The following is a 21,565-nucleotide window of genomic DNA, read 5'->3' as shown; positions in this document are numbered from 1 at the left end:
AATTCCTCGTGACGATAGCGACGGTGTAACACCTGTAAACATTCCGAACACAGAAGTTAAGCCCGTCCACGCCTAGAGTACTTGTCTGGAGACGGACTGGGAGGGTAGGTAGTCGCGGGGTTTTTTTTATTCTTTTGAACCTGCTTTTTAGGTTCTTTTTTTTATTTTCTTATCCTTTTATCTTTTCTTGTCTTATATATTTATTTATCTATTTCTATGTTACTTTACATTAAAAAAAGAGACCTCTCGATCTCTTTTTTCTTTAAAATTTTTACTACTTTAACTTTGCTAATATTTCTGTTATTGCTTCTATCTCTTCTTCTTTTAACCTTTGAATTTTTTTTATTCTTCTATAATTGTTTATGATAATATATTTTTTAGATTTATTTATCATTTTTATTAAAAGTATTAAATTTAGGTTTTTGATGTGTTATAATAAGTGTCAAAATTTGTTGAAATTATATATTAAAAGAGGAAAAATAATGAAAAAATTCTTGAAAAAAAATAAATTATATATTTTTTTGATTCTTTTTATTTTATTTATAGTTAATATTGTTTTTATATTTATGTACTTAAATAAAGACGAAACATATTTAAAGAATACATATATAAATGGGGTAGATTGTTCAGGGCTTACAGTAAGTCAGGCAAAGGAAAAAATTGTCGGTGTTTGGAATAAAAATGAGTTTATCATTAATGAAGCAAATGGTAAAAAAGAAAAAATTACATTATCAAATGTTACATATAATATTGACGAACAGCTAAGTGACATTGTAAATCCTGGGTATTTTTCATACATTTTACACAAAACTCATTTAAAAGAGAATAAATACACAATAACTATGACTGTAAAAGAAACAAGCGATGAATTTAATGATTCACTAAAAAATTTATCCATTTTAGAAGATAAAAAAGATGTAACAAAGACTCAAAATGCATATATAGATTTGAATAGTTCAAATTATGAAATAGTAAAAGAAGTTTATGGAACAAATGTGGATTCATACTTGTTAAAAAAAGATATACTAAAATTAATATCTAATGGTGAATTTACACTTAACTATGATAATAAAAATTATTATGATAAACCTGAAATTGTATCTACAAGCGCAATACTTAAACAAGAACAAGAATATTTAAAAAATTTGGATTTGCCTGCTATTACTTATAAAATGGCAAATAAAGATGTAAAAATTGATAAAGAACAAATCTTAAAGCTCTATGGGATAACAAATAAGACAATTGAAACAAAAATGAAAGAAAATAAATTAACAGTAGATAAAAGTGCAGTAAAAAGTTTTGTAAATGACTTAGCCGCAAAATACAATACAAGCGGAAGAATGAGAGAATTTAAATCAACTTTAAGTGGTACTATATCTATAACCGGTGGCGATTACGGGTATGTCATAAATAAAGATAAAGAAATAACAAAGTTAACATCAGAATTAAATAAGAAAAAAGATATAAACAGAAAACCTTGCTATTCACAAACCCCTTATAATACATCCGATGAAGTAGGCGATTCATATGTTGAAATAGATTTAACAAATCAAAAACTTTGGGTTTATAAAGATGGTAAAAAAATTGTTACAACAGATATTGTAACAGGAGATGAAGCTGGTGGATACTCAACACCTGCAGGAATATATTACTTAAAATATAAACAAAGAGATACTACTTTAAGTGGAAGTAATGCTGATGGCAGTACATATAATTCACCTGTTTCCTATTGGATGCCTTTTAATGGAGGGATTGGAATGCATGATGCAACATGGAGAAGTAAATTTGGTGGAACGATATACAAAAATAGTGGTAGCCACGGCTGTATAAATATGCCTAAAAATAATGCAAAAAAAACATATGAAACAATAGAAACTAATTATCCAATAGTAGTTCATTATTAGAAGAAGCTTTTGCTTCTTCTTTTTTTATATTGATAAAAAAATACTTATAAAAGTAATCTTTTAGTTATAAAAAATAATGAAAGAGTATATATTTTATAAGGAAAATATTTCAATACATTTTTTTTTACTAAAATTTGATAAACTATTGAATTTTATATATTTTCTGCATATAATATAACCATAGAAAACGTTAACAAATCCAAAACAAAATGGAAGCAATAAAATATATTGAAAAATATAGAAATTGCATTTAAGGTATTTAAAAATTCTAACATAATAGTTAGAAAAGAATTTAAAAAGATGATATCAAAATTACACAAAAAAGAATGAAAAGGTAAGATGCAAAAGTACATCAAAAAAAGAAGTGTAAAAAGGATAAAAAATATATTTAAACAGAAATATATATCTTTTGAAAATTCGTTTAAATAAATTAAAGTTTGTTAAACGTTGAAGCTATAAAATTCCAAGATGTATCAAAAAGAAAAAATAAAATGTCAAAGTACATTATAAAAAATCTTTTAAAGAAAAGGTACATTAAGGAAAAGAGAAAATTGTGAAACAGAAGGAGGAAGAAAAGGAAACTTAATATAGTAAAAAAAAGCAATAAAATAAGAATAGATTGCTGATAGGTAAGAGGCGAGTAAACCTCTAAAATTTAAATAGATAAAAATAAATAAATAAGTAAATAAAAAAGAAGAAAATGAAACGTTAAGGTAAAACTATATTAAGGGAAAAGAAAGCAGGAAGTTTATATAAGCAATTGGGAAGTAAGTTTAAAGAATAAAAGAAAAAAGAATAAAAAGAAAAAAGAAAATTAAACTGAAGATATTGCAAAAAAATGATAGTACTGTGAAACCAAATTCTGAATCACAAGAATCGAGATACTAGGTAAAACTAGTAAAAGAAAGAGAGTCTGAAAAGACTCTCTTTCTTTTTTTATATTTTATGTTAAAATATAAATAATAAATGTTTAGGAGGCAATAATGAAAGCTATCGTATTAGAAGACAAAGAAAAAGTTGTTTACAAAGATGTTCCAAAACCTGAGTGTACAAAAGACGGCATACTTTTAAAAATTGATGCAGTTGGGCTTTGTGGTTCAGATGTAAGAACATATTCATCAGGTGTAAATGGTTTGGATTTTCCTTTTATTTTAGGACATGAAAATATAGGTATAATCGAAGAAATAGGTGAAGAAGTAAAAGGATATAGTGTTGGAGAACGAGTAATTGTAAATCCTGTTATACCTTGTGGTAACTGTTATTACTGTGAAAAAGGTATGCAAAATCTATGTGAAACAAGACTTACATATGGACATCATTTACATGGAGGGTTTGCTGAATATATGTTAATTCCGGGTATTGGGGTACAACGTGGACAAATTTTAAAAATACCGGAAGGTGTAAAAAGTGAAGATATGGTTGTAGTCGAACTATTATCAAGCGTTGTAAATTCTCAAGATTTAATTAATGTAACTCTTGGAGATACTGTTGTAATAATTGGGGCAGGTCCACTTGGATGTTTACATAGTGAAATTGCAAGACTTAGAGGTGCTAAAAATATAATTATGGCAAACAGAAGTGAAGCAAGACTTGAAAAAAGTAAAGCATTCAGCGGAACACATTTCGTAAATACATCTAAAGAAAATTTAAAAGAAGTAGTAATGGATGTTACTGATGGAAGAGGGGCTGATGTAGTAATAAATTCAACTCCTGCGACAAAACCTATTGAAGAAGGAATACATTTACTAAGAAAACAAGGTAAATTATTAATTTTTGGAGGACTTCCAAAAGATAATCCAAATGTAAGTTTAGATGGTAATTTACTTCATTACAGTGAAATTCAAGTTATTGGAGGATTTTCAACAACTCCTGATAGTTTTAGAAAAGCCTTTGACGTTGTTGCAAACGGAATGATAAATGCAAATTTAGTTTCTCATATTTTACCTTTAAAAGATATGGAAAAAGGTGTAAAAATGTTAAAAAGCGGAGAAGCCTTAAAAGTAGTTTTAAAACCATAAAAGACAGCAAATTGCTGTCTTTTTTATTGTAATACATCGCTTGTAACAGAATAAACGGAATCTGAAAATGCATAAGTAAGTGCATCAGAAACTACTTTTGCCATTTCATAAATATTATTTAAACGCAGTGTTGTAAGAGAATTTATTGCGTCTTTTTCATTGTTGCTTACAACCAAAGTAAGGGACGTATCTCCTGTTTTGGGTAATGTTTTTCCGGTAGCTTTTCCGGGGAATATACCTTCATTAAATAAAATAATGTCTCCTACATTTCCTTTTTGTGAAATCATTGAGTCAATAACAAAAATTTCTTTACCAGGATATACTGTTTTAATATATGAAAGAGTATTATTTATGTTAAGGGCATGAACAGGATGTTTGATTGTTCCAAAAATAGGATTATTTAAAAAATTATAACTTTCAAGCAAGCTTCCTACAATTGGAGCAAATGCATCTCCGATACATTTATCAGTTCCTATAAAAAGCAAAATACAATCTTTAGATGTTAATTTTATTATTTCTTCTGCAAGCAATTTTGCAGCATTTTTTTGTAAATAGTTAAATGTTTTTTGCATATTCATTCTCCAAAAAAAATATACCCTAATTATATATAATAGGGTATAAGTAAAATGTAGATATTTGTTTAAAGTTATTTCATATTTTCTAGATTATTTTTTATTGCGGTAAACATTCTTTCATCGGCATTAGGAATTTGCTTTTTTAAATATTTTAATAAGTTTTTCATTTCTTCTCTTTTGGTAAATCCATCGGCAGGACATTCACTTTTTATTATAGGAATGTTTTCACTTTTAACAGCATGAATTACATCTTTTTCTTTAGCATATAAAAGAGGTCTAAGGGAATAAACACCTGTCCTATCAAGGTAAGTTACAGGCTTAAAAGTGTGTATTCTTCCTTCGTAAAAAAGGCTTAGTAAAAAAGATTCTATAAAATCATCTCTATGGTGTCCAAAAGCAATTTTATTACTGCCAAGTTTTAACGCCGTTTCATTTAAAGCTGCTCTTTTCATTTTTGAACATAAAGAACATGGATTTTTTTCTTTTCTTTCATCAAAAACGATTTTCTTTATATCTGTATGAACAATTTCAAGAGGAACTTGAATTTCATCACAAAAAGTTTCAAGTTTATCAAGCTGCATATTATCAAAGCCTACATCTATACAAATTGCGGTCAGTTTAAATTTCTCGGGAGAGAAATACATATATGTTTTTAAGGCTTTTAAAAGAAGCATACTGTCTTTTCCTCCTGATACGGCTACACATATATGGTCTCCGTCATTTATCATGTTATAATCCTTTACCGCTTTTCTAATGCATCCCAGTGTTTTTCTCATGTTATATTCCTTTTCTAAAAATATTTATTTATACTTTTTACAATTGCATTTACAAGTTTGTTTTGATTTTTCTCATTTTTTAATTGTTCTATTTCATTTTTGTTGGAAATAAAACCACATTCAATTAATACGCTTGGGTAGTTTGTCATTCTTAATATTCTAAAATTATTATCTTTTACTGCACTATTTTTATTTGCGAGAAGAGGCGCAATATAATCAAGCCTAGAAAGTTCCTCGTTTAAAATATTAGCGAACTTTAAACTTTGTTTTGCCTCTTTGCATAGTGTTATGTCTTTTACTATTACATTACTTCTTCCTGTTGATGAAAGTATATTTATTCCATTTGTATAATATATGGTTGTTATACCGTTATTAATCTCTTCTTTAATAAATGGGTAAGTTTTTCCGTTTTCTTCAACATATATATCATTAAAGTCTAAATTAGCTTTAAAAGATGAATAGTAAATTGTATAACCGCTTTTATTGTTTTGGGTGCCTGTTGAATCATGGTGTATGCTTATTAGTAAATCAGGCTTAATTTTATTTGCAATTATTGTTCTGTTTGTTAATGTGACTTCTTTTTCATCTTTGTAGGGCTGTCTTGTGAATTTAACAATATAGCCTTCTTTTTTTAGTGCATTTGCAAGCTTGATTGTAACTTGATCATTAAGCGTATATTCATTTGTTTTTTCACTGTCTACACCAATTGCACCTTTGTCAGCCGAAAGTTTTCCACCGTGTCCCGGATCAAGCAATATTACATAATTATTTTTGTTTTTTATATTAATTGTAAAAAGCAGAATAAGTATAAAAATTAAAAAACATAAAAATAATTTTTTGGATATTTTAATTCTCATATATTTATTCTATATTTTAATAAACCCACAAAATGCAATATTTTGTGGGTTAGTTTACATTTTATCAATTAAGTCTGCAATCTTATCAAAGTCATCTTCTGAAAACATTAAATCAATTTGGTCTTGTTTTGTTGGTTTAATATTTTTATTTATTTTTTTAGTATTATTTGTGCTATTTTGTTTTAGTACATTGTTTGTTGTTTTCTCACTTTTTAACGACGTTTTTATTTGAGTATTATTTGTTGTTGAATGATTGTTTTTTTCATTTTTATTTTTTAATACATTTGGTTTTTCATTAGATTTATTTGCTTTGTTTTTTTCTTTTTTATTTGTTTCTATTTTTATAACATTGTTTTCTTCTTTTAAATTTGAACCGTTAAATAAGAACTTCATAAATTCATCATTTTCTTTTTCTTCTTTTGATGTATTTAGAAGTGTACTGTTCTTTAAAGCTTCGGATAAATTTTTATCATTGTTTTTTATTTTTTTATTTAATGCATTTTTTTGTGATTGTGTAGATTTACTTTTTGTATAAGGATTTACTCTTTTTCTTTTTTGTCCTATTTTCTTATACGTTTCTTCAAGTAATTCTTTATCGCTTAAATGTTTTCTTTTCTTTACTTGTTCTTTAGATGTTTTTTGTTCTATTTCCTTTTGTGTAATATCATACATTTTCATCATTAAATTATGCTCTTGCAAGTCAACTACTTTTGAACGTTCATTTAAAGATGTATGAATTGTTTTTATATTATCTAAAACACCATCTAATATTTCTTGTTGTTGAAGTCTTTGTTTTCTCAATTGTTCCTGTCTTTTTATCTCTTGTTCAATTTTTATTTTTTCTTCTTTTTCTTTTTCAAGCTTTTCAAGTTCTTTTTGAATATTTAATTCTTTTAAAGAAAGCGTATGCTCAAATGATTTTAATTGTTCTTCCTTTTGTTTTAATTGATTTTCTTTCTCTTTTAGTTCTTCTAAAGCTTGCTTTGTTTCTTCTTTTTGTTGTTGTTCTTGGTTTTTGATTTCCATAAGTTCTTTCTTCATTTTATTAAGTCTTAATTCTTCACTGTAATCATAAGGATCATCAAAAACTTGTATGTTTTCATCTTCAAGCTCTTCTTCACTTACACTTAATAAAAGTGAACGAGATATTGTTTCAACAATGATATCAACAGTTAAAGCTATAAGTTGAAGATAAGTGGAAACCCCAACTTTTAGAATAAATCGAACTAAAATAAAAACTATAATATTAGCAAGGGCAACACAAGAAATTTCAAATACCATACCTCTTGTTTCTTCTTTATATAAACCGGCAATAAAATAAATACCAATTTTAACTAGAATTAGAAGTGGTATAAATTTAGGGAAATTTGGATCGATTGTTAAATCTGCTTTATTAAAAATTAAATTGGCTACAATATACGTAATAGCCATAAAAAATATATCAATAAAAACTAAGGATACTGTCTTAATTGTTTTTTCTTTATTCAATATAATCACCTTTTTAAATTGTTTATACATTATAACATAAATTAATATAATACCAAAATGATATTTAATAAAATATAAAAATATATAATCTTTTTATATATAAAGGTGATTGAGTTGACAAAAGTTAAAAAAAAATATTATAATAAAAAATAAAAATTGTGTACTGTTAGGAGATATTATGTTAGATATAAAAAGAATAAGAAATAATACAGATGAAGTAAACGAACTTCTTGCAAGAAGAGGGGATTACAGTGTTAACGAAGTTTTAGAATTAGATACAAAAAGAAGAGAATTGTTATCTAAAGCCGAAGAAGGAAAGGCAAAACAAAACAAAGTGTCAAAGCAAATTCCTATGATGAAAAAGGAAGGCAAAGACGTAAGCGAATTATTAAAAGAGATGAAAGAACTTTCAAGTGAAGTTAAAGAATACAATGCACAAATCAGTGAATTGGAAGAAAAAATAAATTCACTTATTCTTTCTATTCCAAATACACCAAACAAAGATATTGTTATAGGTAAAGATGAAAATAGCAATAAAGAATTAATTAAGGTTGGTACACCAAGAAAATTTGATTTTGAAGCTAAAGCTCATTGGGATTTAGGTGTTGATTTAGGATTACTTGATTTTGAAAGAGCTGTAAAAATTTCTGGAGCAAGATTTTCAATGTTTACAGGAATGGGGGCTAAACTTGAAAGAGCATTAATTGCTTTTATGCTTGATACTCATACAATAGATAATGACTATATTGAGATTTCTCCTCCTTTCATGGTAAACAGAACATCAATGACAGGAACTGGTCAACTTCCAAAATTTGAAGAAGATGCATTTAACATTAAAAATAATGATTACTTCTTAATTCCAACAGCAGAAGTTCCTGTTACAAATATCCATAGAGGTGAAATTTTAAAAGAAGAAGATCTTCCTAAATATTTTACTGCATATACACCATGTTTCAGAGCTGAAGCAGGAAGTGCAGGAAGAGATACAAGAGGTTTAATTAGAAACCACCAATTTGATAAAGTTGAACTTGTAAAACTTTCAAAACCAGAAAATTCATATGATGAGTTAGAAGATTTAACTTTAGAAGCAAGAAAAATTCTTGATTTATTAGAAATTCCATATAGAGTTATAGAATTATGCACAGGTGACTTAGGTTTTTCAGCTGCAAAAACTTATGATATTGAAGTATGGCTTCCAAGTTATAACAGATATGTAGAAATATCATCATGTTCAAATTTTGAGGATTATCAAGCAAGAAGAGCAAATATAAGATATAGGGATAAAGACGGTAATGTTAAGTTTGTTCATACACTTAACGGTTCTGCCTTGGCTGTTGGAAGAACTTTTGCGGCAGTTTTAGAAAATTATCAAAATGAAGACGGCAGTGTAACTGTTCCTAAAGTATTAAGAAACTATCTTGGAGGATTAGAAGTCATTAAATAGACTTATTAGCTTATGGAAAAAAGAGTAAGAAGAGTAAAAAAAATAAAAAAAAGCAGACCAACCCATAAAATAGATAAAGAGCAATTTGAAATTGAAAATGAAATAGAAAAACAAGAACCAGAAATAGAAATAGATAATTTTGATATTGATGACTTGGATATGGAAGATATTTTCGTAAATACGGATTTTGAAGCAAGAGTAAAGCCTGAAGATGAAAATGTTATAGAAGATAATTATTTTGAGGATGAAAGTCAAAAAGAAAATATAGAAAAAGACGATGAGGAATCTTTTGAATATCAAGAAGAGGATAATGAAGAAAGAGTATCTTTAAAAGAAGCCTTGAATTTTAAAATAACAAAAAAGACAATTTTAATATTCTTAGGTATTATTATTGCTGCTTCTGCATTGGGTTTCGGACTTTATAAGCTATTTCCGGGAGGAAAAACTTTTAGCGGTATTGTAAATATGAATGATACATTATCAAATGGAAAAGTTGAATGTGTTGTGGAAGATATTATTGTTACTGATACTATATCAACTACAAAAGCCGGTGAGGGAAAAACTTTTGTTTGTATCTATTATAAATTTACAAATGTTTCCGGTAAAGAAATGAAATGGGAAGATTTCCCTTATATTACTCTTGGTGTGTTTGAAAGCGATGAAGTTGGCGTAAAATCAAAAAAATTATTGGAGAACGAAAGTATTAATAAAGATGCTCTAAGAGAATATTCTTATGTAATGGGACTTGATCTTAGAGATGATTTAGATCCTCTTGCTGCATCTTCAACAAGAGATGATGTAGATGTTTTTGAAATTGATAAATCATATTTAACAAATAATAAAGTTTATATTATATTTGATATATATGATAAGGCAATAAAGGTTCAAGAAGGTTTAAGTACACTTCCTAACTTAAATGAAACAATTGAGAAAAACCAAGAAGAAATTAAAAAAGAGCAGGAAGAAATGGGTATCCAAGAGACACCTCAAGATTCTGAAAATGCACAGTAAAAATAAAGCAATAAACTTTTGTTTATTGCTTTTTATTTTAAAGGAGAATGATTATGTTTAAAAAGGGAGATAAGGTAGGAATTGTTGTTCTTTCAAATGGTATTGATAAAAATAAACATCAACAAGTTGAAGAGTTGATAATTGAAATAAAAAATTTAGGACTTATTCCTATAATTGGAGAATATATTTACAGTGAAGAAAGTCATAGTCTGTTAACGGCACAAAAAAAAGCTAATGTACTAATGGAATTTTATAAAAATAACAACATTAAGGCTGTCTTTGATATTTCAGGCGGAGATTTAGCAAATGAAATATTACCTTTTATTGATTTTGAAATAATAAAAAATAATTATAAACCATTCTTTGGTTATAGTGATTTAACAACTATTATAAATGCGATTTATTCTAATACAAAGAAGCCTTGCTACTTATTTCAAATAAAAAATATAGTTTTAGATAATAAAGAAAAACAGATACGCTGTTTTAATGAAAGTTTCTTTAATGGAAAAGACGATATTTTCAAATTTGATTATGAGTTTCTAAGAGGAGACAGTATGAAAGGTGTTGTTATCGGAGGTAATATAAGGTGCTTTTTAAAACTTGCCGGAACAGGTTATATCCCTGACTTTAAAGATAAAATTTTATTTCTTGAAAGCAGGAGCGGGAAAAGCCCCTTGATGATATCATTTTTTAATCAATTAAAGCAAATGAATGTATTTGAAGATATTAGAGGAATTATTCTTGGAACATTTACTCAAATGGAAAGAGAAAATAGTTGTCCTAATGTAAAAGAAATTGCTCTTGATATAACAAAAGAATATAATATCCCGATTATAAAAACAAATGAAATAGGTCATGGAAGTGATTCTAAATGTATTGTGATAGGTAAAGAATACAATTTAAGTAAATAAAAAAAGGAGGTAATACCTCCTTTTTTCGTACGAATAAATAAATCTTATTCAGGTTGAGCTGCTCCTGTTGGGCAAGCGCCTGCACAAGCTCCACAATCGATGCATGTAGCAGCATCAATTTCGTATTTTCCATCGCCTTCAGAAATAGCACCTACTGGGCATTCACCAGCACAAGCGCCACAAGCGATACATTCATCAGTAATTACATGAGCCATGTTTAATACCTCCATATTATTTGTTTGTTTGTATTAATATAACATTTTTAATAATTTATTGCAATAGGAAAATTTTAAAATGATATATTGTCATATATTTAAAAAGTATAATTTGAAAGCATATTATAATATAAAAAGTAATTAAAAGTAAGGTTTAAGGCTTATTTAAAGGTGTTTTGGTTTTTTATGTAAAGAAGGAGGAAGTCCTCCTCCTTTGTTATTTTCTTATATCATCAAAAAAATAAATTAATATTCCATCACATGTTTTTATTATTCTGCATCTACATTTGTTTTTACATTTACAGCAGTTATCATGATTTGTATTCATACATCTACTTTCTTTTTTGCATGAGCAGCATGATGATTTTTGATTGTTGCAGTTGCATTTTGAGCAAGAATTATTTTTTGGTTCGTTTTGATATTCCATTTCGTTATCGTAACATGAACATCTTTCTTGATTTGTTCTTATAGAAGAATTGTTACATCCACATGATGTTCTATTTGAGTAATTCATTTATCTTACCACCTTTATAATATTACTGTTTTCGATATATAATATGATAAATTATAATTTTGGTTACCCTCTACATTATTTTTGTAAAAGCAAGGATTATTAAAAGTATTCCGCTAAACCAGCTTAAGTTTATCTTTGATGTTTCACTAAAGACATTTCCTGTTTTAAATCCTGTAATTATAAGTGAGAAACAAATGAAAAAGGTAAGTATAAAGACTATAAAAATATTTGTATAAGGAAAAGATAGTCCTGCACATATTGAGTCTATTGACCCGAGTATTCCAATTAAAAATGATTCTTTTATATCTAAATTATTTGATTTATTTATATCTGCTTTTGTTTCGTCAATAAATACATTGATAATTAAATTTTCTTTTTTATTTTTTTCATTAACATTTTTATTAATTATTTGCATGTTTTTAAGATATCTTTTTATTGCAAAGGAAAAAATATTATAGCTCCCTATTGTTATTAAAAGGAAAAAAGAAAGTATGTTAAATAAATATATTGGTATTACCTTTGAAAGAATGTTTGATAAAGAAATTGATAAACAAAGGGAAAGTGCACTTGCAAGGGAAATGACTATTGATGTAGGTATATTTATTTTTATCTTATTACTTCCAAAATTTGCACTTATAAGAAAAGTATCCGTACTTAGAGCCAATATCAAAATGATTATTTTTAGCATTCTTTTTCCTCCCTTTTATAGTCATAATTTATAATATTAATGAGAAAGACTTTGTGTGCATGTTTGAAATTATTAATATTAGATATATAAAAATTTATAAATTTATGGTATATTTAAAGTAAGATAACTTATTTTAGGGAGGACGAAATGGATTTAAAAAAATTACAAAATGGTTCTGATGTCAGAGGTATTGCACTAGAAGGTGTAAAAGGTGAAGAAGTTAACTTAACAAATGAAGCAAGTTATAAAATAGCTAAAGCTTTCTCAATATGGTTAAAGAAAAGACTAAATAAAGACAGTGTAAAAATTACACTAGGTAGAGATTCAAGACTTTCAGGACCTGCTCTTGCTGAAAATGTAATGAAAGGTTTAAGCAGTGAAGAAAATGTTGAAGTTGTTTACTTTAATTTATGTACAACACCTGCAATGTTCATGAGCTGTGTAAATGAAGAAGTTAATGCTGATGGTGCTATTATGATTACAGCAAGTCATTTACCATTTAATAGAAACGGTCTTAAATTTTTTACAAAAGATGGCGGAGCAGAAAAAGAAGATATTATAGATATTCTTACAATTGCAAATGAAATGGAATTAGAAGATGTTGAAGCAAAATATGAAACTCTTGATTTCTTAAGTATGTATGCTGCTGATTTAGTAAAGAAAATCAAGGAAAGAACAGGTGAAGAAAAACCTTTCAGTGGTAAGAAAATTATTGTTGACGCTGGAAATGGTTCAGGTGGATTCTTTGCAAGCAAGGTTTTGGAAGTTTTAGGAGCTGATACTTCAGGTAGTGTATATTTAGATCCTGACGGAAGTTTCCCTAACCATGTTCCAAATCCTGAACTTAAAGATGTTATGGATAGCTTCTCTGAAATAGTAAAAAAAGAAAATGCTGATCTTGGAATTATCTTTGATACAGACGTTGACAGAGCTGCCGCAGTAGATAAAAGCGGAGAAGAAATAAGCAGAAATAAACTTGTTGCTTTAATGGCAAGCATTTGTCTTGAAGAAGCAGCAGGAAGCTATATAGTAACTGACAGCGTAACAAGTAGCGGACTAAAAGAATTTATAGAAGAAAAAGGCGGAGTTCACCACAGATTTAAAAGAGGATACAAGAATGTAATAAATGAAGGTATAAGACTTAACAAAGAAGGAAAAGAATGTCTTCTTGCAATTGAAACAAGTGGACACTGTGCTTTAAAAGAAAACTACTTCTTAGATGACGGTGCTTATATGGTTGTAAAAATTCTTGTTAAATTCTTTGAACTTAGCAAAGAAAATAAGACATTTGATGACCTTATAGGTTCATTAAAAGAAGCTAAAGAAGAAGCTGAACTTAGAGCAACATTCTTGGTTGAAGATTTTAAAGAATATGGTACCAATCTTCTTGAAGACTTTAAGATATATGTTAAAGAAAAAATGGAAGGCGCTAGTTTTGAAGAACCAAACTTTGAAGGTGTTAGAGTAAATGTTGAAAGAGACGGAATAAAAGGCTGGGTACTTTTAAGATTATCTCTACATGATCCTGTGCTTCCAATAAATATCGAATCAGAAAACGAAGGCGGAGTTGAAAACATTAAGAAAGAAATTTTAGACTTCTTAAAAGACTACGAAGTTAAATTCTAATTAAATAAAAGCATCAATAAGGGTATCTTTATTGGTGCTTTTTTTATATAATATAAAAAAAGTTATAGGTGTTTATTATGGAATTTAAAAATGTAGTTGACGGAGAATTTGAAGAAGTAAAAAGCAGTTTTAAAAATAATAAGGTAAAAAGAAAGTTAAAATTACCCAAAATGAAAATAAGGAAAGTAGTTCTTCCTTTAATTTTTGTTTTGTTTTTTATTGGACTATTTTTATATTTGATAAACGGATTTTATATAGATTATTTATGGTTTAAAGAAGTAGGGTACTTAAATATATTCTTCAAAGAATTAAAGACAAAGATTTATATGTTTGTGCTTCTATTTTTAATATTATTTATTTTTTTTATGGTATATATAAAATTCTTAAAGAAATCATTTGATAAAGAAAATAATGTTTTAAATAAATATTGGAAAAAAATATTTGTTTTAACATCAGTATTTTTTTCTTTTATATTTTCTTTTATCATTACTTCAAGATTATGGTATAAATTTCTTGAGTTTATAAATGCTGTTCCTTTTAATAAAAATGATGGTTTGTTTAATAAGGATATATCTTTTTATGTTTTTAAACTTCCCTTTTATACTTCATTAAACAGACTTTTATTTATGTTTATTTTAACAATATTTATAATAACAGTTATTTTGTTTATCGTTTTTAAATCAAAAGGGTTAAGAAACAAAAAAGAAGGTGTAATAAAGTATTTATGGGAAAATTTTAAACTTCCTTTTTGTGTTTTTATAAGTATACTTTGTTTATGTTTAAGTATTCATTTTTATCTTAATATTTTTAATGTATGCTATGATTCTTCGGGGATTGTCTACGGATCTACTTATGCAGATATGTTAATTGATGTTAACAAATATAAAATATTAAGTGTATTTATGATTATATTTGCTGTTATTCTTTGGATATGCTGTTTTAAAAATAAAGTTAAACCTGTTATTATATGCATTATAATAGTTCCTTTATTTGTAGTTGGTTTAGTCGGCTTAAAGTTTGTAATACAAAATTATATAGTAGTTCCAAATGAATATGCTAAAGAGGAAAAATACATTAATAATAATATTGATATGACAAGAGATGCATACAATATTGCAGACGTAGAGGTTAAAGATTTTAAAGCAGATAACAACTTAACAAAAGAAGACATTGAAAATAACTCTGTAACAATAAGTAATATTCCTATAAATGATTTCCTTCCTGCCCTTGATACTTTTAATTCTCTTCAAGGGTTTAGGTCTTATTATTCTTTTAAAGATGTTGATGTTGACAGATATAATCTTGATGGAGAGCCTACACAAGTATTTATTTCTGTAAGAGAAATGCAACCAAGCAGTAAAGAAAATGTAAGAAGTTTTGTAAATAAACATCAAAAATATACTCATGGCTATGGAAGTGTAGTTGCTCCTGTTAACCAAATAAATTCATCAGGTCAGCCCGTTTTGATTCAAAAGGATATACCTGCAACTACTATATATGATGATTTAAAAATAACCGAACCTAGAATATATTATGGAGAAATGACTACTGATTATGCCATTGTAAATTGTAAAAGTGACGAATTTGATTATCCTGAAGGTGATAATAATGTTGAAAACAGGTATGGCGGAAGTGGAGGGATACAATTAAATTTCTTAAATAGAATTGCTTTTTCAATAAATAATATGAATAGCAGATTTATATTCTCATCAGATATAACCTCTGATAGTAAGGTTCTTATTAGAAGAGAAATAAAAGAAAGAGTAAGTACTATAGCTCCATTTTTGGAATATGATGAAGATCCTTATATTGTAAATGCAAATGGCAGATTATATTGGATAATAGATGCTTTTACTTTAAGCAGCAAATATCCTTGTTCAACACCTTCTAAATTTCAAGATGGGCAAAACTTCAATTATATAAGAAACTCTGTTAAAGTTGTTGTTGATGCATATAACGGAACAGTTGAATTTTATCAGGTAGATAAAAACGATCCTATAGCAACTCTTTACTCTAAAATGTATCCTGGATTTATTAAACCACTTGAAGAAATGGATCCGATATTAAAAGAGCATTTGAGATATTCAGAAGTTCTGTTTAACATTCAAAGCAGTATGTATGAAACTTATCATATGACAAATCCACAGGTTTTTTATAACAAAGAAGATCAATGGCAGACTGCAAAACAATTTTATGGAACAACAAAAGAAGCTGTAAATGTAAACAGTGCTTATATGATGATGAAACTTCCTGACAGTGACAAAGAGGAGTTTATGATTATGGCACCTTTTACGCCAAATAACAAAAATAATATGGTTGCATGGATGGCAGGTATATGTGATGGTGAAGATTATGGTAAATTGAAAGTATATACATTCCCGAAACAAAAACTTGTTTATGGTCCTATGCAGATAGAACAAAGAATTGATCAGGATACGAATATTGCTCCTAAGTTGAATTTGCTTTCTCAGGCAAGCAGCGAGGTTTCAAGAGGTAATATGCTTACTATACCTATAGAAGACAGTATACTTTATGTTGAGCCAATATATGTTAAATCAAAAACAGATCAGATGGCACTGCCTGAAGTAAAAAAAGTTATAGTTGCTTATGGAGAACAAATCGTAATGGAAGATTCTTTAAGTGAAGGAATAAATGCTATATTTAATTTGAAAGAAGGTAGGCAGGAAGATACTGAATCCTCTCTTGAGGATAAAGCAAGAGATCTAATGAATAAAATGAAAGATGCACAGGCAAAAGGAGATAGCAAAGCATATAATAAATATATGAATGAGCTTGATAATATTTTAAATTCAATGTAAAAAGAACCGATTTACTTCAAGTAAATCGGTTCTTTATTTCCCGGGAAAAATAACTATAAGTTTATTTTTTCTTTAACTTTAATATGCTCTGATATAAAAGGAGCAACTTCTTCCGGTTCTATCTTTAGAACATGAGAAAACTCTTCATGTAGAAGTCTGGTTGCATTTTTTAATATTTCTTCATCGCTCATATGAAGTTTTTTACCGTTTTTAATTTGTTCTTTTTTATGTAAATACAATGTTCTTATTAATTTTATTATATTTTTTCTATCTCCTGAATGTATAATTTTTTTGTATGTTTGTTTCCTTTCATTGTCGTCATTAATCCATATTAAATCATCATATTTTATGTCATTTATTAAATTATAGATTTCCTTTGGAGTTAAAATTTTTCTCATTTTTTGTGTTTGTTTTTTATTGTTAATTGGAACAAATATTGTAAGGCTATCTTTATTAATAGGAGTTAGAACGTAAAATTTTGCTTTAGCCCCTGCAAAGTCTTTTTCTACAATTTCACTGATTTTGCATAGTCCTTCATTATCATATTGAATTATTTCATTTAAACTAAACATTACAACAACCCCTTTTTTATAAAATGTTATAATAAAACAGCCTAATAGCAGTCATGATGTCTACGATTAAGCTGTTTGCCATAAATATATTATACCATTTTTATAGGAATTATGTAATAGAAACTTTGAAATTCTTTCTATAAAAGGCTATCGTCTATTTCTTCTTTGATTTGAAGAAATGTTTCTTTGAGACATTACATCTGATCTTGGAACTGTTATGAATTTAACCGCATATATATCGCAAACTATATATTCATTATTTGTAATATTAAAAAGAGTAAAGTAGCTAAGTCCTACGTTATACATTATTCCCGATTTTGTTATTAATGTGTCACTGCCTATAACAAATTCGCATACGCAGTATTCGCCTTTAATTCTGTTTAGTATATCAGGAGTAGTACCTACTGTAAATACAGAAGGTACATTGGAACCGTCACTGTCTTTTTCCGGTTCAAAATTATTATCCATTTGATTATCAAGGTGTTTATTATAGTTTTGACCTCTGAAGATTCTGCCCAAATTATCTTCTCTATCCATTTTTACCTCTCTTTTAAGTTTGTAAATATTTTTCAGTAGGATTATAGAAGCAATGTCTTCCTATTTTGGTTATTAAACTTCCGACTTCACTTGGGAAAAAATCTCTGCAGTCATTTTGAAAAGGGTTGTAAAACCAAAGGGCATATCCAAGATTATAAAGTCTTCCTCCCGATATTGCCCAGTCTGCTATTTGATAATGAATGTTGGTAGGATTCATGTTGTATATGTTTTGTGGATTATATTCTCCGTTTACGGTTTCCATGGCACAGGTAAATTGCCCTTTTTGATATATTATGTTTCTTATACTTCCACCGTTTGAAACCCTTGAATATTCTCCATATGGAGTATAAACTCTGTTCATGACTACACTTGCTACCGCAGCCATGCCTTCATTACCTTCTCCTCCTGCTTCACATTCAATTAGTCTTGCCAAAAGTTCTCTTTCCGAATAAGCCATTGCTTCCTCCAGTAAGTGTTATAATATATTTATACTGTGTTATTTTTTTTATATAACCTAAATGTAAAAGAAATTTGTTATGAGTATATAAAATGATATTTAATAAATTATTATTAATAAATAAAGAGAGGGTATAAGTTGAAAAGATTTAATGTTAAAAGTAAAATTTATAATATATAAATTTTTTAAATTTTATTACAATTTATTATATTTTATTTATAAATTATAATATATATTATCCTATGAATTAAAATAAAAATGTGATAAAATATACTGATACATAAATAAAGAATAATATTAAATTTACATATGTGAGGTATGAACTTGGCAAGAAAAAAAACAACGGCAAGGAAAAGAACTCAAACATCATCAAGAAGAACGACAAAAAAACAACTTGAACAAGAAATGTTTAAAAAGAAAATAATTCAAAATGAAATAATAGGTGTTATTATTTTCTTTTTTGGTGTTTTTATGCTTTATTCTATATGGTCAAAAGATAGTGGTGTTTTTGGAAATAATTTGCATAATATTTCCATGTTTCTATTTGGCAGTGTAGGAGCTTTTTTAATAGGAATATCCTTTTTGGGGCTTGGTGTTTATATAACATCCAAATTAAAGCCTTTTAGTGAAACACTTACTTTAGCTTGTATTGTTTTTATTATATTTAACATAATGGCATTTTTTAATGTTGGAGGAGACCTTTTAAAATATGGTGCTTTTACAAATCAGCTTTTTAATGCTGTGCTAAATGTTGTAACAAAAGGCGGCATAATAGGTATATGGCTTGGGGGATTGTATACGACTTTCCTTGGAGAAACAGGTGCATATATATTTATTTTTGCCTGCATTATAGTTTGTTTAATATTAATATTCAAAGACAATATTGCAAGTTATAAAGAAGATAGAAAAGCAATAAGACAAAAAGAAAGAGAAGTAAAAAAAGAGATAAAAGCTCAAAGATTGACAAAGAAAATACAAGACAGAGAAGAGCAGTTAAGAACAAAAGCAGATAGACAACCTGTACGAACATCTTTCTTTCCTTCTTTTAAAAGTAAACTTATAAAAAATCCATATGATGAAAAAGATGCAATAAAAACAAGTAAGGATAAAGAAGAAGTTTTAAATAAATGGGAAGATGAATATAAGAAAAGCAAAAATCCATTTAAGAAAAAAGATAATAGTGAGAATGTAAAACAAGAAGTAAAGAAAGAAGAACCTATAATAAGGACTTATTATAGAAATGAAAATGGAGACTTTAAAAAAGAAGTTAACGAAGAAAAACCAAAAGAAGAAGTTATTCAAAATGAAAAACTAAGTAAAGAAGAGATAAAAAACAAAGTAAGAGAAGAACAAGGCTTTGATGAGATAATAAAAGAAACTCAGGAAAAGCAAGATGAAACAAATAAACAAATTGAAAGAACAAAAGACTTTGTAAATCATAAACCTATAAATAAAGAAGATTTTATTGAAGATGGGGAAGAAATACCTATTGAAAGAATTGATATAAGTGATATAGACAGAGCCAATAAAGCTCAAAGAGAACAGCTTGATAAATTAAGAGTTGCAATGGATAACGGAAGTATTGCAAAAATTACGGAAATAGAAAATAAAGAACCTTTAGTTGCAGAAAAAGAGCAGATACCTTATGTATTCCCTGATTCATCTCTTTTAAAACCAAATAAAAATAGAAATAATAAAGGGGAGAGAGACAGGGTTTTAGAAAACACAAGAATACTTGAAGAAACTCTTGCAAACTTTAAAGTTGGGGCAAGAGTAACTGAAGTTAGTATAGGACCTACAGTTACAAGATATGAAATGGAACTTGAACCTGGTATAAAAGTAAGTAAAGTTGTAGGGCTTCAAGATAATTTGGCAATGGCTCTTGCAGCAAACGGAATAAGAATGGAAGCTCCTATTCCGGGAAAAAGTGCAATAGGTATAGAAGTTCCTAATAAAGAAGTATCTGTTGTAGGATTTAGAGAAATTGTAGAAGATGAAAAATTCAAAAATGCAAAATCTAAATTATCTGTTGCGCTTGGTAAAAACGTAACAGGAGATATGGTTATAATGGATATAGCCAAACTTCCGCATTTATTAATTGCCGGTGCCACAGGTTCAGGAAAAAGTGTTTGCATTAACGCAATAATAAATTCTATTTTATTCCACGCAGATCCAAACGAAGTAAGGCTTATTTTAATAGATCCTAAAATGGTTGAGCTTAATATATACGAAGGCATTCCTCATTTGCTTGTACCAGTAGAGACAGACCCAAATCATGCGGCAGGGGCTCTTAAGTGGGCTGAAAAGCAGATGAAAATAAGATACGATTTATTTGCTCAAAATAGAGTAAGGGATATAAACGGATATAATAAGAAAATGGAAAAGACCGGTGGAGAAAAAATGGCACAGTGGGTTATCATTATAGACGAGCTTGCGGATTTAATGATGACTTGTGCTTCTCAAGTTGAATCGGCAATATGTAGACTTGCTCAGCTTGCAAGAGCTGCAGGTATACATTTGGTTTTAGCAACTCAGCGTCCTTCTGTTGATGTTATTACGGGACTTATTAAAGCAAATATACCTTCTCGTATATCCTTTGCTGTATCATCGCAAATCGATTCAAGAACGATTCTTGATATGGCAGGAGCAGAAAAACTTTTAGGAAGAGGGGATATGTTATATTCTCCTGTGGGAAGTAATGCTCCTATGCGTGCACAGTGCGCTTTTATTAGTGATGAAGAAGTTGAGTCGGTTGTAAAATTCATTAAGGAAACACAAAGACCAAATTATGATGAAGATGCAATCAAAGGTATTGAAACAGTTTCCGCTGAAGAAAATATGCCGGGAAGTAAGGAAAATCTTCACAAAGAAGATTTCATTGACGAAAAGTTTAATGATGCACTTAACTTAGCATTTGAACTTGGAGAAGTTTCAACGTCAATGCTTCAAAGAAGACTTAGAATAGGTTATGCAAGGGCTGGAAGTATTATTGATGAATTGGAACAAAGGGGAATCATTTCTCCTAAAGATGGAAGTAAACCAAGAAAAGTTTTGAAGAAGAGAGAAGATTTCTTCTCGAATAGTGTTGTAGAAAGTGATGAAGTTTATCCTGAGGGAACACTGGATATAGAAGATGAAATAATGTAATGGAGA

The 21,565-nt window shown here is 28.0% G+C and carries 18 protein-coding genes and 1 rRNA gene; 9 read left to right on the top strand and 10 right to left on the bottom strand.

Annotated elements, in window-relative coordinates; genetic code table 11:
• Positions 1 to 4 precede the first annotated feature (4 nt).
• The 3 genes from rrf to V2W16_RS07370 all read left to right on the top strand — a co-directional run bounded on the left by rrf (position 5) and on the right by V2W16_RS07370 (position 3,922).
• Positions 5 to 121: ribosomal RNA gene (gene rrf / locus V2W16_RS07380) — 5S ribosomal RNA — on the top strand.
• A 445-nt stretch (positions 122 to 566) separates the two neighbouring features.
• Positions 567 to 1,904, top strand: coding sequence for a L,D-transpeptidase family protein (locus V2W16_RS07375; protein WP_329383729.1), 1,338 nt, complete (start codon positions 567 to 569; stop codon positions 1,902 to 1,904).
• 983 nt (positions 1,905 to 2,887) lie between these two features.
• Positions 2,888 to 3,922 carry an alcohol dehydrogenase catalytic domain-containing protein gene (locus V2W16_RS07370; RefSeq protein ID WP_329383727.1) on the top strand — a complete coding sequence of 345 codons (1,035 nt, stop codon included), beginning with the start codon at positions 2,888 to 2,890 and terminating at the stop codon, positions 3,920 to 3,922.
• Between the two features lie 23 nt (positions 3,923 to 3,945).
• On the opposite strand, the gene yyaC is transcribed toward V2W16_RS07370, so the two are convergent.
• The 4 genes from yyaC to V2W16_RS07350 all read right to left on the bottom strand — a co-directional run bounded on the left by yyaC (position 3,946) and on the right by V2W16_RS07350 (position 7,618).
• Positions 3,946 to 4,494, bottom strand: coding sequence for a spore protease YyaC (yyaC, locus tag V2W16_RS07365; RefSeq protein WP_329383724.1), 549 nt, complete (start codon positions 4,492 to 4,494; stop codon positions 3,946 to 3,948).
• A gap of 74 nt (positions 4,495 to 4,568) precedes the next feature.
• Positions 4,569 to 5,273, bottom strand: coding sequence for a tRNA lysidine(34) synthetase (locus tag V2W16_RS07360; RefSeq protein WP_329383722.1), 705 nt, complete (start codon positions 5,271 to 5,273; stop codon positions 4,569 to 4,571).
• A 14-nt stretch (positions 5,274 to 5,287) separates the two neighbouring features.
• On the bottom strand, positions 5,288 to 6,130 hold the full coding sequence (locus tag V2W16_RS07355) for an N-acetylmuramoyl-L-alanine amidase family protein (protein WP_329383718.1): 843 nt from the start codon (positions 6,128 to 6,130) through the stop codon (positions 5,288 to 5,290).
• A gap of 54 nt (positions 6,131 to 6,184) precedes the next feature.
• Positions 6,185 to 7,618 carry a hypothetical protein gene (locus tag V2W16_RS07350; RefSeq protein WP_329383715.1) on the bottom strand — a complete coding sequence of 478 codons (1,434 nt, stop codon included), beginning with the start codon at positions 7,616 to 7,618 and terminating at the stop codon, positions 6,185 to 6,187.
• A 178-nt stretch (positions 7,619 to 7,796) separates the two neighbouring features.
• On the opposite strand from V2W16_RS07350, the gene serS reads away from it, so the two are divergent.
• Genes serS through V2W16_RS07335 form a run of 3 tightly spaced genes read left to right on the top strand, consistent with a single transcriptional unit; the run spans position 7,797 to position 10,984 of the window.
• A complete protein-coding gene (gene serS / locus V2W16_RS07345; protein WP_253230231.1) occupies positions 7,797 to 9,062 on the top strand; it encodes a serine--tRNA ligase in 1,266 nt (421 codons plus the stop codon).
• Positions 9,063 to 9,074: 12 nt separating this feature from the next.
• Entirely contained in the window at positions 9,075 to 10,073 is a 999-nt protein-coding gene (locus tag V2W16_RS07340; RefSeq protein ID WP_329383711.1) for a hypothetical protein, read from the top strand.
• Between the two features lie 53 nt (positions 10,074 to 10,126).
• Complete coding sequence (locus V2W16_RS07335) at positions 10,127 to 10,984, top strand: S66 family peptidase (protein WP_329383708.1); 858 nt, start codon at positions 10,127 to 10,129, stop codon at positions 10,982 to 10,984.
• Between the two features lie 44 nt (positions 10,985 to 11,028).
• On the opposite strand, the gene V2W16_RS07330 is transcribed toward V2W16_RS07335, so the two are convergent.
• The 3 genes from V2W16_RS07330 to V2W16_RS07320 all read right to left on the bottom strand — a co-directional run bounded on the left by V2W16_RS07330 (position 11,029) and on the right by V2W16_RS07320 (position 12,401).
• Positions 11,029 to 11,199: a DUF362 domain-containing protein gene (locus V2W16_RS07330; RefSeq protein WP_138269578.1), complete on the bottom strand. Its 171-nt coding sequence runs from the start codon at positions 11,197 to 11,199 to the stop codon at positions 11,029 to 11,031.
• A 217-nt stretch (positions 11,200 to 11,416) separates the two neighbouring features.
• Positions 11,417 to 11,713 (bottom strand): hypothetical protein, encoded by a 297-nt coding sequence (locus V2W16_RS07325; protein WP_329383705.1) that lies wholly within the window; start codon positions 11,711 to 11,713, stop codon positions 11,417 to 11,419.
• Positions 11,714 to 11,783: 70 nt separating this feature from the next.
• Entirely contained in the window at positions 11,784 to 12,401 is a 618-nt protein-coding gene (locus V2W16_RS07320; protein WP_329383702.1) for a manganese efflux pump, read from the bottom strand.
• A gap of 147 nt (positions 12,402 to 12,548) precedes the next feature.
• On the opposite strand from V2W16_RS07320, the gene V2W16_RS07315 reads away from it, so the two are divergent.
• Positions 12,549 to 14,027, top strand: coding sequence for a phosphohexomutase domain-containing protein (locus V2W16_RS07315; protein WP_329383699.1), 1,479 nt, complete (start codon positions 12,549 to 12,551; stop codon positions 14,025 to 14,027).
• A 77-nt stretch (positions 14,028 to 14,104) separates the two neighbouring features.
• On the top strand, positions 14,105 to 16,846 hold the full coding sequence (locus V2W16_RS07310; protein WP_329383696.1) for a UPF0182 family membrane protein: 2,742 nt from the start codon (positions 14,105 to 14,107) through the stop codon (positions 16,844 to 16,846).
• A gap of 53 nt (positions 16,847 to 16,899) precedes the next feature.
• On the opposite strand, the gene V2W16_RS07305 is transcribed toward V2W16_RS07310, so the two are convergent.
• The 3 genes from V2W16_RS07305 to V2W16_RS07295 all read right to left on the bottom strand — a co-directional run bounded on the left by V2W16_RS07305 (position 16,900) and on the right by V2W16_RS07295 (position 18,412).
• The gene (locus V2W16_RS07305; protein ID WP_329383693.1) at positions 16,900 to 17,418 is read right to left on the bottom strand and encodes a CarD family transcriptional regulator; all 519 of its coding nucleotides are present in this window, start codon (positions 17,416 to 17,418) and stop codon (positions 16,900 to 16,902) included.
• Between the two features lie 147 nt (positions 17,419 to 17,565).
• Positions 17,566 to 17,955, bottom strand: coding sequence for a hypothetical protein (locus tag V2W16_RS07300; protein ID WP_329383690.1), 390 nt, complete (start codon positions 17,953 to 17,955; stop codon positions 17,566 to 17,568).
• A gap of 13 nt (positions 17,956 to 17,968) precedes the next feature.
• Positions 17,969 to 18,412: a cell wall hydrolase gene (locus V2W16_RS07295; protein WP_329383687.1), complete on the bottom strand. Its 444-nt coding sequence runs from the start codon at positions 18,410 to 18,412 to the stop codon at positions 17,969 to 17,971.
• A 324-nt stretch (positions 18,413 to 18,736) separates the two neighbouring features.
• Between V2W16_RS07295 and V2W16_RS07290 the strand changes: the two genes are divergently transcribed.
• Positions 18,737 to 21,559: a DNA translocase FtsK gene (locus V2W16_RS07290; RefSeq protein ID WP_329383684.1), complete on the top strand. Its 2,823-nt coding sequence runs from the start codon at positions 18,737 to 18,739 to the stop codon at positions 21,557 to 21,559.
• Positions 21,560 to 21,565 lie beyond the last annotated feature (6 nt).

It is taken from the genome of Anaerofustis butyriciformans (genome assembly GCF_036289385.1).
Taxonomy (GTDB): domain Bacteria; phylum Bacillota; class Clostridia; order Eubacteriales; family Anaerofustaceae; genus Anaerofustis; species Anaerofustis butyriciformans.
This window is presented reverse-complemented; position numbering and strand designations above follow the sequence as displayed.

What these genes read in the sequence shown, in the direction of transcription:
- V2W16_RS07375 (WP_329383729.1), top strand. Translation starts at nt 567, where the DNA reads ATGTACTTAAATAAAGACGAAACATATTTAAAGAATACATATATAAAT.
- serS (WP_253230231.1), top strand. Translation starts at nt 7,797, where the DNA reads ATGTTAGATATAAAAAGAATAAGAAATAATACAGATGAAGTAAACGAA.
- V2W16_RS07360 (WP_329383722.1), bottom strand. Translation starts at nt 5,273, where the DNA reads ATGAGAAAAACACTGGGATGCATTAGAAAAGCGGTAAAGGATTATAAC.
- V2W16_RS07315 (WP_329383699.1), top strand. Translation starts at nt 12,549, where the DNA reads ATGGATTTAAAAAAATTACAAAATGGTTCTGATGTCAGAGGTATTGCA.
- V2W16_RS07310 (WP_329383696.1), top strand. Translation starts at nt 14,105, where the DNA reads ATGGAATTTAAAAATGTAGTTGACGGAGAATTTGAAGAAGTAAAAAGC.
- V2W16_RS07320 (WP_329383702.1), bottom strand. Translation starts at nt 12,401, where the DNA reads ATGCTAAAAATAATCATTTTGATATTGGCTCTAAGTACGGATACTTTT.
- V2W16_RS07300 (WP_329383690.1), bottom strand. Translation starts at nt 17,955, where the DNA reads ATGGATAGAGAAGATAATTTGGGCAGAATCTTCAGAGGTCAAAACTAT.
- V2W16_RS07335 (WP_329383708.1), top strand. Translation starts at nt 10,127, where the DNA reads ATGTTTAAAAAGGGAGATAAGGTAGGAATTGTTGTTCTTTCAAATGGT.
- yyaC (WP_329383724.1), bottom strand. Translation starts at nt 4,494, where the DNA reads ATGCAAAAAACATTTAACTATTTACAAAAAAATGCTGCAAAATTGCTT.
- V2W16_RS07370 (WP_329383727.1), top strand. Translation starts at nt 2,888, where the DNA reads ATGAAAGCTATCGTATTAGAAGACAAAGAAAAAGTTGTTTACAAAGAT.
- V2W16_RS07330 (WP_138269578.1), bottom strand. Translation starts at nt 11,199, where the DNA reads ATGGCTCATGTAATTACTGATGAATGTATCGCTTGTGGCGCTTGTGCT.
- V2W16_RS07295 (WP_329383687.1), bottom strand. Translation starts at nt 18,412, where the DNA reads ATGGCTTATTCGGAAAGAGAACTTTTGGCAAGACTAATTGAATGTGAA.
- V2W16_RS07325 (WP_329383705.1), bottom strand. Translation starts at nt 11,713, where the DNA reads ATGAATTACTCAAATAGAACATCATGTGGATGTAACAATTCTTCTATA.
- V2W16_RS07305 (WP_329383693.1), bottom strand. Translation starts at nt 17,418, where the DNA reads ATGTTTAGTTTAAATGAAATAATTCAATATGATAATGAAGGACTATGC.
- V2W16_RS07340 (WP_329383711.1), top strand. Translation starts at nt 9,075, where the DNA reads ATGGAAAAAAGAGTAAGAAGAGTAAAAAAAATAAAAAAAAGCAGACCA.
- V2W16_RS07355 (WP_329383718.1), bottom strand. Translation starts at nt 6,130, where the DNA reads ATGAGAATTAAAATATCCAAAAAATTATTTTTATGTTTTTTAATTTTT.